This window comes from Vibrio iocasae (assembly GCF_042245395.1).
GTDB classification, from domain to species: domain Bacteria; phylum Pseudomonadota; class Gammaproteobacteria; order Enterobacterales; family Vibrionaceae; genus Vibrio; species Vibrio iocasae.
The window spans coordinates 1420927-1435938 of the sequence record NZ_CP145310.1; the positions used below are offsets into that span (position 1 = coordinate 1420927).

A 15012-nucleotide genomic window follows, 5' to 3' on the forward strand; every position below is an offset into this window, starting at 1 on the left:
ATCTGAGTGTCCTTTTTTCTTTAATTACTTTTGTTTAATATCACCTTCGTTTAACAGCTGTAAGAGCTTCGAACCTGGCATTGGTCGGTGATAATAGAATCCCTGGATATTATGAAAGCCAAGAGAAGACAAAATCTCTACCTGATTCCTTTCCTCTACCCCTTCCACGATGACGTTCATATTTAAGGTCTCTGAGATCATTTTCATCGACTCAAGAAGCGGAATAATGGTGGAATCTTCACTTAGGTTATTCACAAATACCCGGTCAATCTTGATGATATCAAACGGATATTGACGAATAAAATCAAGCCCGGAATACCCTGTTCCAAAATCGTCTATCGCGACTTTAATTCCTATGTCGGTTAATTGTTTAAGGTGGCTTTTAAGTAACCCAAGCTCATTAGAAGAGAAGTTTATATCTTCGGTGATTTCGAATATTAACTTACCCGTTATTCCCGGCTTATCTCGATACAGATCAATAAAACGCTCAACAAAATTAGCCTTCAGGATCAAAGAGCGACTGATGTTCAAACTAACATAACGCTTTTCAAATATTTGCTCGTTATCAACAACAAAAGCAATGACTTTATTCATCACCTGCTCAGTTATTGCGTCAATTAAATTTAGCCTTTCTGCCAACGGAATAAAAATACCCGGTGAGATATAACCTTGTTTGGGATCCTTCCATCGAACTAGCGACTCAAAACCTACGACACTTTCATCTTTGCTATCAACAATTGGCTGGTAGTAAACGTCAAGCTCATTGTTTCTCAGTGCATTTTGCAATGCACCTTCCAATGAATTTCCTGAGATTCTTTTGTTTCGGGCATAGACATAGTAAACGGAAAGAAAAGCCGCAATGAGTAATCCTATCCAGCTTTTCACCAGGAAAAAATGAACGTAATACTCTTTAGAAGTGTAGACACTTACCTTGATTGGATATTTGCCAGAAACAGAGCTGGAAGTTGCCTTTTTATCCTGAAGGGATGGATCTTCTGCAATGTTTCGGGATATCACATTTACTTGATACCTGAGCCCCGGTTCTCTTAAATCTTCAATCGCTCTAAAAATATAACGTGGCGGAATTAAAGCGGTAACACCATTGCCGCCTTCACCTGTGAAAAGAAGAAATACCGAGCGTAACTGACTCACTTTAGATTTTGTATAAGAGAGTGTCGCTCCCTCGCTCTCCAAACGATTCATTATCGTCTGGTAGAGAAAGAATGACCCATCATTGGCATTATTGGTGCAAAACACTTCACCACTCGGATAAAAAACGCCTATTTCCTTAGCTAAATTGGATTCAAAGACTTCCTTATTCAGCAGGACAGAAAGCTCATCACATCCACTATCAATAATTTCCGTTGAAGTCAGATGCATCAAATCTGACTGAACAGAATCAAATGCGTGGTTAAGCTCCGATACTGCATCGGTAGCAATATTGTCCGCATGCTTATTCGCCATAGGGACTAAAAATATTAAACCGGACAAAAACACGACAAGATATATAAAGGCAATATGCACCCAAAGAGCACTTACATATTTCTGAAGCCATAGAGGAATCTGATTCACGTTCATGATGGTTTTCTAATATTTGAGTTATTACTCAATACTATACGCTTAAACCCAAAATATAAAAACAACAAATACTTGGCATATGCAATTGTATTCTATGGAATTTAATCGGGGTATTTAACACGGATAGCTTTAAACTCCTCAATATGATCAAGGAAGAGATCTATCAAATTTGGATCGAACTGAGTGCCGCGATTTTCTTTGAAATACTCGATCACACTTTCAATGGGCCAGGCTTCTTTGTAGCAGCGCCTGCTTCTTAACGCATCAAAGACATCTGCAATCGCGGTTATTCGTGCAAAAATATGGATTTCTTCACCCGCTTTTCCATCTGGGTATCCTTTTCCATCCCAGCGTTCATGGTGCTCTAGCGCGACTACAGATGCCAGATTCATGATATCGCCTTCATCGTTGTGCAATAGGTTGTAACCAAGCTTGGCGTGAGTCTGCATCAACTTCCATTCCTCTGGAGAGAGTTTACCTGGTTTATTAAGAATCGCTTCCGGGATGCCGATTTTTCCAACGTCATGCATCGGGCTTATGATTTCTATGACCTCACGCTCCCGGTGAGAAAGCCCGGCTAATTTTGCCAGATGCGAAGAAAGGGTGGCTACACGCTTAACATGGTTCCCGGTTTCGCCTGAGCGCGTTTCAATAGAATCACCGAGTACGTTAATTAAGTTTTTCTGAACATGTAGCGTCTGATTCTGCAACGCGACAATTTTTCGATCCTTGCGAATCATTTCCCGCTTACGTTTTAAAGACAACGAAAGCACGCCAATAACACATATAAGCAGGACGATAACTGCGCCCAGGCTCAACAGTATCTCGTAATTTCGCGTCCAGAATGAAATCGGCTTTCCAATAATGACCGAATCTTTAGGTAAGGCTCGTTCTGATATTCCATATTTCTTTAGGGCTGAGTGTATAAATACAGCGGGTGAATCTACCTCTGGAGATATCGAAATCTGAATAGGATCAGGCAATTGTTTACCTAAAATATCCACCATCTTTATACCCAAAGAGTAGGAGCGATTCACGTATCCTCCCAATACGTCTCCTTTGAGATAAAACCCCCAATAGACAAAAATTGGAGCACGGCTGGCTGAAGACAAGGTCAGGGCTGTTTTGGTGTACCCATGATAGATATTATTATCAATCTCGGTATTGAAGTGGGTTAAAATAACTGCGTCATCTGGAGATATCTTAGAAAGTAAAGATTCCGCATCGGCCAATGTTATGCCTTTTATTTCGACGATTTCGATATCTGTGTATTTCTTAGCTTCATTCATAAATACACTATGAATCAGTACAGAAGAAACCGACTCATCCGTCAGATAATATAGTTTCTTCAGATTCGGCCTTAATTTAGCAATAAGTGCCAGGTTTTCGGCTATATAGTCTCGCTCGTTAAGGATTGTCCCTTTATCTGTTGTATCTGTTAACGAGACTTCAAGATCACTGATTCCAGCCGCAACGGTTGGAACACCTTTCAGGCTCTCTACCATAGAACTATTTAAAAACTGTAGGGCGCGATCATCGGTGACTAGAATGCCATCAAAATGGTAGTTACGATATTTTTCATCAAGATAGTTATCATAAACCTGGAAATACTCCTGATTAACTAATCGCTTCGTGTCCATATACTCTATAGACAACTTTACGGTTTTATTGGAAGAGTCAAACGCATCAGAGATGCCAGCCTGAAACTCTTTTGTCCACTCGTAACCGGGATCGTATGAATGCAGGATTAATATATTCTGATGACTGGTTTTCTGAAGACCTGCTTGATGAACTGCTGGCGGAGAAGAATTAGCAAAGAGCCCCGAGCTAAAAATACCGAAGAGAAGAACAAACAGCGCTAATATGAAGTTGCTTCCCAGCTTCACCCTGCTTCTCTCCTCAACTCACTAATATATAACTAAGCAAAGCATATTTTAGGGAATTTACACCTGCAAATTCGGCTAAGCGTGACCTGGTACTGCATATTTCTGTTTGACTCGTGCAGCAATGAAATCCACCGCAACTTTTACTTTGGGAATGGCATAGTCGAGCTTCTGATAAAGAAGGAAAATAGCCAAATCACCACTCGTGTTCACTCTTAAGCTCTGTTCAAAACTAAGGGCAACCAGATCACCGCTTTCCAAGGCTGGCCTAAGAGACCATTCCGGCAACATGATGATTCCCTCTCCTTCTATCGCTTTCTCCAACAACCAGCGCCCATTGTTGCTAATAAGTGCCGGATTTCCCGAAACGTTTTGCCACTGCCCATCGATTTCAGACAACCAAGGGATCGGCCCTGAGGGTGTTTTAAAGAGCAAAGCTTTGTGCTGTTTTAACTCCAACGTATCTTCTGGCAGGCCGACAGAATTAATGTATTCAGGGGAAGCGGCTGCAATAAAGTCGTTATCAATCAAACGAAGCGCGATCACTCTCTCATCCGGTGCATATCCACCACGAATGGCGATGTCTACATCATCTTTGTCTAAGTTCGATAGCGTATCACTCATAACCACATCTAATACGACATCGGGATAACGCACACGAAACTCATCAAGAATTGGACGAAGAACGGTCTCACCAAACCCAACCGTGGAGCTAATTTTCAAAACCCCTGTTGGTTTGCTTTGATATTGCTGCACCATGTTTTCAGATTGCTTCAACTGCCCCATGAGAGACTTCATCTCGACCAGATAAGCGGCACCGACTTCAGTGAGTGCGACACTTCGTGTGCTTCTTACTAACAATTGAGCACCAAGTGACGCTTCCAAATCAGCAACTCGTCTGGATATAGAGGAAGCAGGAACATTGTGCCGTTTGGCAGCTGAAGTAAAACTGCCTAACTCAACAGTATCGATAAAGTATGAAATCGCTTTGAATTTATCCACATTATTGCCTTAATGACAAAACTGATTCGTAAAACATACCCTATTTCACTCTGTTTTCATATGTAATACTCATTTCAAATTATAAGGAGAACACGATGAGTCAGTACAAAGAAATCTTGCTAACGAAAAGACCTGATAGAAATCCAATTGGTGCACACCTTTTTGAGGTCGTCGAAAAGAAAATACCGACCCCTGCACCTGGAGAGTTCCTTATCAAGCAAACATACATGTCAATGGATCCAGCGATGCTGGGATGGATGATGCCTGATGAAGACAGCTATATCCCACCTGTCGCACTAAACACGCGTATGCGCTCTAGTGGCTATGGCGAAGTTGTTGCTTCAAATCACCCAGATTTTGCTGTCGGTGACAAAGTAATGGGCATGATTGGTTGGACAGAGTACTCAGTAAGTAATGGACAGGGTATTAACAAGCTTTCTTCCGATATCGATGCAGAAACCGCATTATCGGTATTCGCGCTTCCAGGCCTGACAGCAACGCAAGGCTTATTTAATATCGGTAAACCTAAAAAAGGTGAGACCATTGTTGTTACAGGTGCAGCGGGTTCTGTCGGTTCTATCGTCGGTCAACTTGCAAAAGCGGATGGCCTGAGAGTTATCGGTGTGGTTGGTAGTGATGATAAAGCAGCCTGGATTGTAGATGAGCTCGGATTTGATGGCGCGATTAACTATAAAAAAGACGACCTTGCCTCAAAGTTGGAAGAACTGACTCCTGAAGGTATAGACGTTTTCTTCGAAAATACCGGTGGTGCCATTCAACAACATATATTTAATCGAATGAATGTACACGGTCGAATTGTTGTATGTGGCATGATCGCCGATTATACAGCGGCAACACCATCACCCGGTCCGAATTGGATACCATTAATTAAAAAGCGTATTACTGTTCAGGGATTTGCTATGCCCGATCACTTTGGTGACGTCCCTCAGTTGTTGGCGAAACTTACCCCTTACGTAATGCAAGGTAAAATTAAATATCGCTCTCACGTCTTAGAAGGGTTAGATAGTGCTATGACTGCACTGAACTTGTTTTTCACTGGTGAAAACCAAGGAAAATTAATGATTAAGCTATAAAAACAGACATTTCTGATAGTAGTTTAAATAGCGGCAGTCGAAATTTCGATTGCCGCTTTAATTGCAATAAAGATTAATATATACAAAGAAGCATATATATTAATCTCAATAATGATTTTGAGCTTTAAAGCAAACTAAATACATTGAACTTATGTATGTATATTAGATAGAAACTGATCAAATCTCTAATCACGAGACATTTTGTCGCTAATTTCACGTTTATATATCAAATTTTGAATAAAACCTTGAGCTAATATGAAATTGTTATATTGCATATGTGGAATATATTTTTTACAACCAGTAGAATCGAATTATCTCGAAACAATAAATTAACAAATTTATCGATAGGTTGGCTCTTCTTCGCTCGGAATTATGGAAATAAGGAAATTTTCAAACATCCCGCTTATCCTAATGGTGTCGGTCTTCCTGACGCTAGACTTTACTTTGCTGTTCTTAAACCTCAACTTAACCCAAAAACTCGAAAAAGACGCTGAAATAATTAACCTCGCGGGCCGTCAACGCATGTTGTCTCAACGAATTGCGAAATCATGTCTTGTTGATTGCGCAAGTACTATTCCAGAAGAAAAAAAACGGTTTGGGGACACTATCCATTCAGCAGAACTGTTCCAAAACACATTGATTGCTTTCTCTAAGGGTGGCTATGTTGAAAACTCCTATGGAGAGACTATTTACATCAACGCTATAGAAGATTTGGAAAGCCAGCGATATATCGTAAGTACGTTTTCTATTTGGGATGGAGTGTACGAAACACTCAAATACTGGGAAAAGAACAAAAACAGACCGTTAACAGAAGACAAACGCCAGTTAATTGTCTCTTATGCAACGGAGACTAACGAAGATGTTCTAGTGTTAATGGATAAGCTCACAGTACGCTCAGAAGAACTCTCAAATCAACACGCATCACTATTGAGGCACGCTCAAGTCGTTATCTTCATCCTGGTTCTTATCAACTTTCTTGCGATTTTATATCGCTTTAAACAAGCTGGCCGAGATCAGAATATATTTGTTCACCAGTTGGAAACGCTTATTCATCACTTGCCGCAAGGTATTTTATTTATCGATGAAAATCAAAACGTTGTTTATGCGAACAGTGTTGCAAGCAAAATCTTCCGTATGACGTTAGATGAACTAAAACTTCACTCGGTACATGAATTACTACCTACACCACTCGTTAGTGGCTCTGTGATGATCAACGATAAACATATTGAAGTAGGCATCTCCAGTGTGGTCTCAATCCCACGCGAGATGAAGATGATAAGCCTGTTAGATGTCACTGAATCAATAAATCTCAAGAAGAAATCTTCGTACGACCCACTCACTCAATTACTCAATCGCAATGGTCTGGTAGAAGCTTATAGCCAAATTAAAGGCACATCTTCTCAGGTTTGCTGCCTATTTTTAGACCTGAATAAGTTTAAGGCTGTGAACGATAGGTATGGTCATGCCATTGGTGATCAGGTACTTGCGATCATCGCCATGAGGATTAAGTCATGTGTAAAATCTGAGGATATAGTGGCAAGGTTTGGTGGAGATGAATTTGTCATTCTTTTGGATGAAAAAATGGCTAACGAAGAGATAGCCCAACTATGTTCGCGTATCGACAATGCCGTTAACAAGCCCATTGACATAGAACACCTTATTATTGAATTAGGTGTCAGTATTGGTGTGCGGATCGGCTATCCCGATGATGAGTCGATGGAAGTTATTATCGATGATGCCGATCGTGCAATGTATATCAACAAACGTCAGTCACGCTTGCTACTGTAGTCACCCCCTGCTCTCTTTAGCCTGTAAGTACATTGTCCTCTGGATACTTAAGTAATGTAGGCTCTGGCCGAGCCAGCATAAATGCGAGGGTTAGCGGCCCTATTCGACCAATTATCATCACCACTATCATGATGTACTTCCCGTACACGGTGAGTTCTGAAGTTAAACCCGCCGTTAGACCTACTGTTGCAAAGGCAGAGATCACTTCAAACATTATCTTGTCAAAAGAAGCGCGCTCAGTAAGCATAAGCAGAAACATGGACACCGTTATCACAAGACCACTCACGACTATGATTGCTAGCGAGCGGGTTACTGTCGACCTGCTAATTGTTTTCTTAAACATAACAACATGTTTTTTCTGCCGAAGAAAAGCCAATGTCGCGGTAATAGCCACTGCGAAGGTAGATACCTTTATTCCGCCCCCTGTAGAAGTCGAACCCGCACCGATTAACATCAGAATAATCATGATAAACAGTGCTGGCTGAGTAAATCTGGTCAGATCTACACTATTAAAACCTGCGGTACGAGCACTTGCTGATTGGAAGAATGCTGCAAGCCACTGTCCAGATACACTAAGCTCACCCAAGGTATTAGCATTGCCTTTCTCCAGCATCCAAAAAAAGAGCATTCCTAAACCAAGCAACACTGGCGTCGCTACCAACATGATTTTCGTGTGAAGTCGTAATTTTCGAACTCCCTTTTTCCGATTCATTACAACATCACCGACAACCGTGAAACCGAGTCCACCGATAATGAACAGTGCCGAAATAGGTAGTATGACCATTGGTTCATTTACAAAACTACTCATACTATCTGAATAGAGAGAAAATCCGGCATTATTAAAAGCAGAGATAGCGTGAAACAGGGCATAAAAGGTACCTGTTGACCAACCATACTCAGGTACCCACTTAAACGATAGCAACAAAAAACCGATCAATTCAGCGACCAATGAAAAGGCGATAATTCCCTTCACCAGTTTATGTACATCCACTCGCTTTTCCTGACCAAGCTCCTCTTTGGTGACCGCTTGCTGTTGCAGGGACAATCTCATGCCGAACATATAAAAAAGAACAGCTGACAACGTCATCTGCCCTAGCCCACCAATTTGCATAAGAAACATCAGTAGAATCTTGCCGGAAAGCGTAAAATGTTGACCAGTATCGACCACACCTAGCCCAGTGACACTAATAGCAGAGGTTGCAGTAAATAGAGCATCGACAAAAGATAACCCCCATACCGAAAATACCGGCAAAGTGAGTAATACAGCGGCAGGAATAAGTATCGCCAGAAAACTCCCAAAAATAACCTTAGGCTCTGAACCTGTCTGCTTACGTCCGCCTTTAGTGACGGTGTAACTAGAGCTTCCAATTAACATCGGCCTCATAGTGTTAGTATCTTTCGCTCTAACAACGATTGAGGTCCCGTCACGATTAGGAGGTCACCAATTTCCAAAACTTTCGACATATCCGGTGATGTGATGACCTCTGGCCCTCTTTTAAAACCCAAGATCTTAATATCGTTGCCCTGACAAACGGGCAGTTGAGACAACTTTTTCCCCATCAGCTTGTGACCAATAAGTACCTCAGTCATAGCAATGCCACTACCTAAGGAGTGAAACTCCAGAACCCTTTTATCCAACATTTTTCTGGCGACCCTAATACCCATATCTCTTTCGGGCATGATGATGTGATCAGCGCCAATCTTCTGCAGTATCTTGCTATGAAATCTGTCGTTGGCTTTCACCCAAACGGTTTTAGCTCCAGCCTCTTTAACAACCAACGTAGTCAGAATACTGGCATTAACATTCCCCCCTATTCCCACCAGCACCATGTCGTACTCTTCCAGCTTTAGCTCTGCAACCGTCTCCTCGCTGGCACAGTTCGCGACTATCGCCTGGCTCACTACACTGGCGGCTTGACGAACTTTTTCTTCATCAATATCAATCGCCAACACCTGAGCCCCAGTCTCTTCCAGCTCCTGACAAACGGAAAGTCCAAATCGTCCGAGACCAATAATCGCAAACTGCCTGTTTTCAAATCTCATACAAAAACCTTTAAAAAAAACCAGCAATATAAATGTCAGAAAAAAAACTTAATTGATTGATTTATATAAACTAGTTAAGAAAAACAATAACCGAAACAATATCGGGGAAAGATACCGCAACAGGTGAATAGTTTTGCAAACGTTAAGTTAAATTCATAAAAATGTGATAGTTTTCTTCTTATAAACAAACAAAATGAATAACTCGCCAATCCCATGAACGACTTTATCCAAAAGCTAGAAGCGACTCTGGCCACCTACAATCTCGATTGGAGCAACGATATTCTGCTGCTGACTCTCTTCAGTTTATTCGCCTGGATCATCTGGAGAGTCGTTGTCGGAAGAATAGAGAGCATTGCTGACAAAACGCGAATTCAGTGGGATAACGCAGTCATATCCGCCGTCAAAACTCCTATCAGTACGTTAATCTGGTGTTGGCCAGCAACCGTTTCGTTCGGGCTAGTCATGGAAAATTTCCTGACTCACTCAGTAAACTGGCTTGGTACGCTGAAATACATTCTGGTCATTACCATTTTCGTCTGGATTATTATTCGATTAGTCACCAATGTTGAAGAGCAAGTCCTAAAAGACTCCAAACGGGACGAAACAACGGTTCAGGCAATAGCAAAGGTCATCCGACTCGCCTTTATCGTGATGGGCCTGCTTTCTGTTATGCAGACTCTGGGACTTAGCCTCTCGGGATTACTTACCTTTGGTGGTGTCGGTTCTATTTAATCTTGATTCTAAATTGTTATCATTTCATCAAAAAGCCTTTAAATACAAGACAAAACCAGCCAAAATCCACCCAGCGGAACATTGACAATTGTCAGTTTAACACCTAATGTCAATTTACTTGTCAAAATTATGGTAAGAAAATGAATCCTGCGGCAATTTCTGAACTATCACTATTAAGAAGTGCGTTATCGAGTGGGTACTCTATCTATCTAGAGTCTGTAATCGATACTGTAGTTACTGAGAATAATAGACGAACATTAATGAATATTTATGCATCCTACTGTTATTTGATGGAGCAAGGTAGTTACTCAGGCTTGGATATTTTAAATAACTCGAAAATGTTTAATCAACATTTTCGGCTATATACAGGTTTCATCTACTCAAACGACAGGTTAACGATGAAAACTAAATATAGCTACTGCCACTCGTTAAAAAATATATTTAAGCGCATCGCACAGGATAAGCAGTTAACGTTTGATAACATCAAGCTTTCTCATTCTAAAATTTCAGAGGATGCCTCTAATTGTATTGAACAGTTTTGTGAGATTAGGGTTGATCAGACAAAGGCGAAATATCTGAACGGTTGGAGCGTTGAATCAAAAGAAGGCAAAAAGTTAGAAGTTCATCTAGACGCTATTTATGTAGCATTTGGGGAATCTTTTACGGATATAATTCATTCAGCCATTAAAGATTACGCATTTAAACATAAGGTTTCAACACTTAAACATAACATCAGTCACCTCAAGAATCTATTCATAGGCATGGTGAGCATCTATACTAAGCGCAACGGCTTTACGATAGAGACCTACCTTAGTCGAAATCACGCCCAAGCCTTCTTTCATAAGATATATAAAATCAATTTGGCTCGCTCTCAAGCTTCTCTACGCTGCCCCAAATCCTTCCATGAAAAATGGAAGGCGTTAATTTCAGTCTACCGAGAGTGCTTTATCGACACAGGCATTTTCGATGAGCCACTTAAGCCATTCATTATCCCTGAGTGGAAAGAGCCAGCGGGCAAAGCCCCCACCTTTTCTGTTGGCGGAGAGCCAAAAAAAGAAGAAACTCTTCGCTGGTTCGCAAATATTCCGTTAAAAATCAAGGATCAAGAAGCAATTGAAATTATCACGCAGCGATTGGATAGAGATATGTCTCATATCAAGCATGTGTGCCAATTAAAGTTTAAAGAACTTATAGAGCGTGATGTGAGAAACCAAGAGTACATGAAAATAGGCTCAGTGAAGCCTGTAAATGCTAAATCCAACTACGCTTATTTTGGTTTTTGTGGTGTGGGTGAGCTTGAAAATACTATTGCTACGTTTTTCCATTATGGAATTAAAGGAAAGGCAGACTACACAAGATACTTAGGCTTTAAAAGCAATACACAGCAACTCATTAAAGAACTGAACCTCCCTACTAAATCAACACTTCATGTGCTGCTGACATTACTTATCATAGAGCACCCTCTAATTACGCCCAGCTGGATTGATAAGTGGTATCTGTTTGATGAAAATGGCAATCAAACAGGTTACAAGGAAATGAATGGTCAGTATGTTGCGGTGAGTTATAAATCTCGTAAAGGAGCAAGTAACGCACAGCAAACCGTGATACTTAATGAATTCAGTAAGTCTGTGGTTGAGTTTTTAATACAGCATACTCAGATGGCCCGTGATTATTTAAAAAACCAAGGGAAAAAAGGGTGGCGAAAAATGATGCTTACTGCGACTGTAAATGATGTTTTGCCTGTCCATATCATCCATAACTCTAAGATTCATAATGCTGAGTTTTCCGATTGGTTGCGTGACCCGAAATTGATGGATGAAAATCTGAACATCACCCTATTAGACGCCATAGAGATTGCGGAAATTTACTCGTTGCGCTCTGTGAGAAGGCACCGTGGTCTTCAAATCTATCTTGAAACTCAATCAATGGACGCTGTTGCCGAAGGATTAGGGCATAAGCGTAAAGACCCGAAAATACTGGCTTCGTACTTACCTAAACCTTTGATGGACTTCTTTAATGCCAGATGGGTGCGACAGTTCCAAAATGCGATCCTACTGGAAGCTCTAAAGGACTCTAAATACTTGCTGCAAGCCGTAATTATGAGCACAAAAGATATTCAAGAATTTTTAGAACATCATGGGTTGAGTGGTATTCCAGAGCATTTCAACCATGGTTTCGGGAAACAGGCAACAGGCCGCAACAATGCTGATTTAGCTTTTAATGAGATTGCGTACACAATCTCAACATCACTCTTACAACTGTTAATAGCAATCCGCTTTATTGTAGAAAACTCTGATGATGAGGTGATTTTTTTAGACATTGTTTCTCACTGGTATCAGTCAGCCGTGTTCGTTATTGATTCCCTAACGACAAGCGGTAATTATCGAGGTGATGCGGAACTGATGGATATGTACGAAATTGCATCCAACAATAAAATAGACACCAACTTAATCATTGGAGCGTTATTATGCTAAATGTCGTCATTAATAATAACCAAACAGCGCAACTGATAGAGGACATTGTACTAGACCACTCCCTTCTTGATGGTTTGGATTCTGATGTGGTTAAAGACATTATCAATTATTCAGCATTCAACGATGACTACCGAGTGTTAGACATTCTGGCGAACATTCATACTGGCATTTACGATTATAACGAAAAAACGCCTGAGTGGTTAGAGTCGAGCTTTGAAGACGCGCAATGGGTAGTCAAATTCAAGAGTAAACCCAGAACTATATATTGGGATAGCGTCTATTTGGATGATGGAAAGAACCTGACTGATAAAGCCCATGGAAAGCTCTTAAATGCCTTTAAATACTGGATTTTAGCGGTTGGCAACCCCTTTGAAAATGGTGGTAAACTTGTCAAGAAAGCGACAGCCAATGGTACGTTTAATCGGGTTATCCTTCTTATCAACGCTATCTTATTGCACTCCAAAACATTAAAACTTGCGGAATACCAACTGCAAAATGTGGACGAAGATTTCTGGCGTAATACCCTAATGAAAATAGCCATGAATGGCACTGATGGTGTGTATGAATTTGATAAGCGAGCCGAAGATCTTCTTAATCAAGTCAGCGATGAGATTTCAGACGATGAAGTTCAACAATTTCAAAATAGCTACCCACACATATTAAAAACCGCTCATAACGATGACACTCGCTTGTCTTTAAAGCATCGCCAAAAAGCCTGTGCGTGGCTTTTTAAGCAAGGTTTTTATAAAACAACTCACCGTGGTTATTTATACAACGGCAATACCGCAAGACTTATGGCGTTGTTATTTGAGGGCAAAGCGCTTTATCACGACGTTCTTGGGTTGAGAACTTATCCAGAACTGCACCTTAAAGGGGCTGAGCTAAGAACTGAGTACCGTGCGGTTGAAAATAAAGATACTTCATCAGGATTAATCGATATTAATATTTCAGCCCATATCTCCTCACTGAACCTGATTTATACTAACCTTGAGCGTAAGGATGCTGCTCAGCCACCTTTAACTACCAAAAAGCTTAATACTCGTAGCATTGGGTTGTTGATTGACATCAAAAAGTCAGGACGAACACGAACACTACCGCCTAAATTCGTTTTTAATTTAATTAAGCAGTGCTTCGAATTTGCAATGGAGCACCTTCCCGAAGGTCCAAGCACAGTTAATCTACTGGATGAGACACTAACTCTACTTTCAGAGGGGAGAGATAAGTCAACAAAAAAGAACTCCAACGCACATCGCCCCAATAACGGTACCAAGGCGTTTGATGAAGTCCTACATCGAAATATGGCTACTACAGAGCGGAGCTACTGGTTTCAAGCTGACGCGATAAATTGCTTGAGCAGTGATTACCTAGAAAAAGGGGTTAAGCAAATCGAACGCTTTATGCTATGTGATGAAAGTCGCTACGGTAGAATAAGAAACAATGAGAGTCTCTTTGATCTATTCTCGGTACTCCAAGGTGCAATACAGATACTCGTAGGCGCACTCATGGCAAGGCGACAAGATGAATTAGTGAGTCTGAAATCGCATGAAAATCTCTCCCCTAATATTGACCCCTTTTCAGAAAAAGGAAGTCAATCTGAATATAATTTAGTGTTCAAGGTTAAGAAATCGGGCAATAGTGAAAAGAACGCCACTGTAGAGAGACCGATTCCACACGCTATTGCTCGCCTCGTTTGGCGCCTTGAGCAGTTCAATATAAAAGCGATGAGTTTAAAGCTAGGTCAAAAAAAACTGTCTCTCTTCAATGTTTTAGATACGCAAAAATGTCAATTATCACCTATCGGTACAGACACATTCAATGGACATCTTGATGCTGCATGTGATTTTTTCGAAACGGATTTAGTTCAATACCCTGATGGGGAGTATCGCAGGAACTACGTGCGTCAGCACCAATTCAGACGCTTTTTTGCGATGACGTTCTTCTGGTCGAAAGGCTTTGACGGCATGGACTCGCTTCGTTGGATGCTTGCACATACCGATAAGGAACACCTATACCGTTATATCTCTGAATCCGAGCCGGGCGAGGTGCTAAACGGAGCGAAGGCAAGTGTGATTGTGCGTGGTATCGTAGACCCAGATTCAGACATTGCCGATCTTGATGGTATTGAAGAGCTTCGTAAGATAATTGCTGAGCGATTAACGGGTGACACCTCAACCCCGATAACAATCCAAACACTCAGTGAAGCGGTAAAGGATTACGATGATGAGTCTTATTTAACCGTTCCTACTATCAGCCAGATTCAAAAAGAACAGGATGTAGAATCTGAAGTGCTTACACTTATTGATAAAGGTTTAATTACGTTAGAGCCAGACTTTTTCACAATAAAGGACGTTGACGGAGAGGAAGTTAAGGACTTCAACCTCATACTAAAAATAAAAGACTTAGATTAAGAATTAAACG

General features: G+C 41.0%; 10 protein-coding genes. 5 read left to right on the forward strand and 5 right to left on the reverse strand.

Annotation, left to right across the window (positions count from 1 at the left end; translation table 11 throughout):
* Window positions 1-24 precede the first annotated feature (24 nt).
* The 3 genes from SNR28_RS06370 to SNR28_RS06380 all read right to left on the reverse strand — a co-directional run bounded on the left by SNR28_RS06370 (window position 25) and on the right by SNR28_RS06380 (window position 4463).
* Entirely contained in the window at window positions 25-1578 is a 1554-nt protein-coding gene (locus SNR28_RS06370; protein ID WP_375748374.1) for an EAL domain-containing protein, read from the reverse strand.
* 101 nt (window positions 1579-1679) lie between these two features.
* Complete coding sequence (locus SNR28_RS06375) at window positions 1680-3464, reverse strand: HD domain-containing phosphohydrolase (RefSeq protein WP_375748375.1); 1785 nt, start codon at window positions 3462-3464, stop codon at window positions 1680-1682.
* Window positions 3465-3539: 75 nt separating this feature from the next.
* Window positions 3540-4463 carry a LysR family transcriptional regulator gene (locus SNR28_RS06380; protein ID WP_375748376.1) on the reverse strand — a complete coding sequence of 308 codons (924 nt, stop codon included), beginning with the start codon at window positions 4461-4463 and terminating at the stop codon, window positions 3540-3542.
* 95 nt (window positions 4464-4558) lie between these two features.
* On the opposite strand from SNR28_RS06380, the gene SNR28_RS06385 reads away from it, so the two are divergent.
* Window positions 4559-5557: an NADP-dependent oxidoreductase gene (locus tag SNR28_RS06385; RefSeq protein ID WP_375748377.1), complete on the forward strand. Its 999-nt coding sequence runs from the start codon at window positions 4559-4561 to the stop codon at window positions 5555-5557.
* Window positions 5558-5929: 372 nt separating this feature from the next.
* On the forward strand, window positions 5930-7345 hold the full coding sequence (locus tag SNR28_RS06390; protein ID WP_375748378.1) for a diguanylate cyclase domain-containing protein: 1416 nt from the start codon (window positions 5930-5932) through the stop codon (window positions 7343-7345).
* Between the two features lie 16 nt (window positions 7346-7361).
* On the opposite strand, the gene SNR28_RS06395 is transcribed toward SNR28_RS06390, so the two are convergent.
* Window positions 7362-8729: a TrkH family potassium uptake protein gene (locus tag SNR28_RS06395; RefSeq protein WP_375748379.1), complete on the reverse strand. Its 1368-nt coding sequence runs from the start codon at window positions 8727-8729 to the stop codon at window positions 7362-7364.
* Window positions 8726-9388 (reverse strand): potassium channel family protein, encoded by a 663-nt coding sequence (locus tag SNR28_RS06400; protein ID WP_375748380.1) that lies wholly within the window; start codon window positions 9386-9388, stop codon window positions 8726-8728. Before SNR28_RS06400 ends, SNR28_RS06395 begins: the two co-directional genes overlap by 4 nt.
* 213 nt (window positions 9389-9601) lie before the next feature.
* Between SNR28_RS06400 and SNR28_RS06405 the strand changes: the two genes are divergently transcribed.
* The 3 genes from SNR28_RS06405 to SNR28_RS06415 all read left to right on the forward strand — a co-directional run bounded on the left by SNR28_RS06405 (window position 9602) and on the right by SNR28_RS06415 (window position 15002).
* On the forward strand, window positions 9602-10120 hold the full coding sequence (locus SNR28_RS06405) for a hypothetical protein (RefSeq protein WP_375748381.1): 519 nt from the start codon (window positions 9602-9604) through the stop codon (window positions 10118-10120).
* A 140-nt stretch (window positions 10121-10260) separates the two neighbouring features.
* Window positions 10261-12594 carry a hypothetical protein gene (locus tag SNR28_RS06410; RefSeq protein WP_375748382.1) on the forward strand — a complete coding sequence of 778 codons (2334 nt, stop codon included), beginning with the start codon at window positions 10261-10263 and terminating at the stop codon, window positions 12592-12594.
* Window positions 12588-15002, forward strand: coding sequence for an integrase (locus SNR28_RS06415; protein ID WP_375748383.1), 2415 nt, complete (start codon window positions 12588-12590; stop codon window positions 15000-15002). The genes SNR28_RS06410 and SNR28_RS06415 overlap by 7 nt, the downstream gene beginning before the upstream one ends.
* The last annotated feature ends 10 nt before the right edge of the window (window positions 15003-15012 follow it).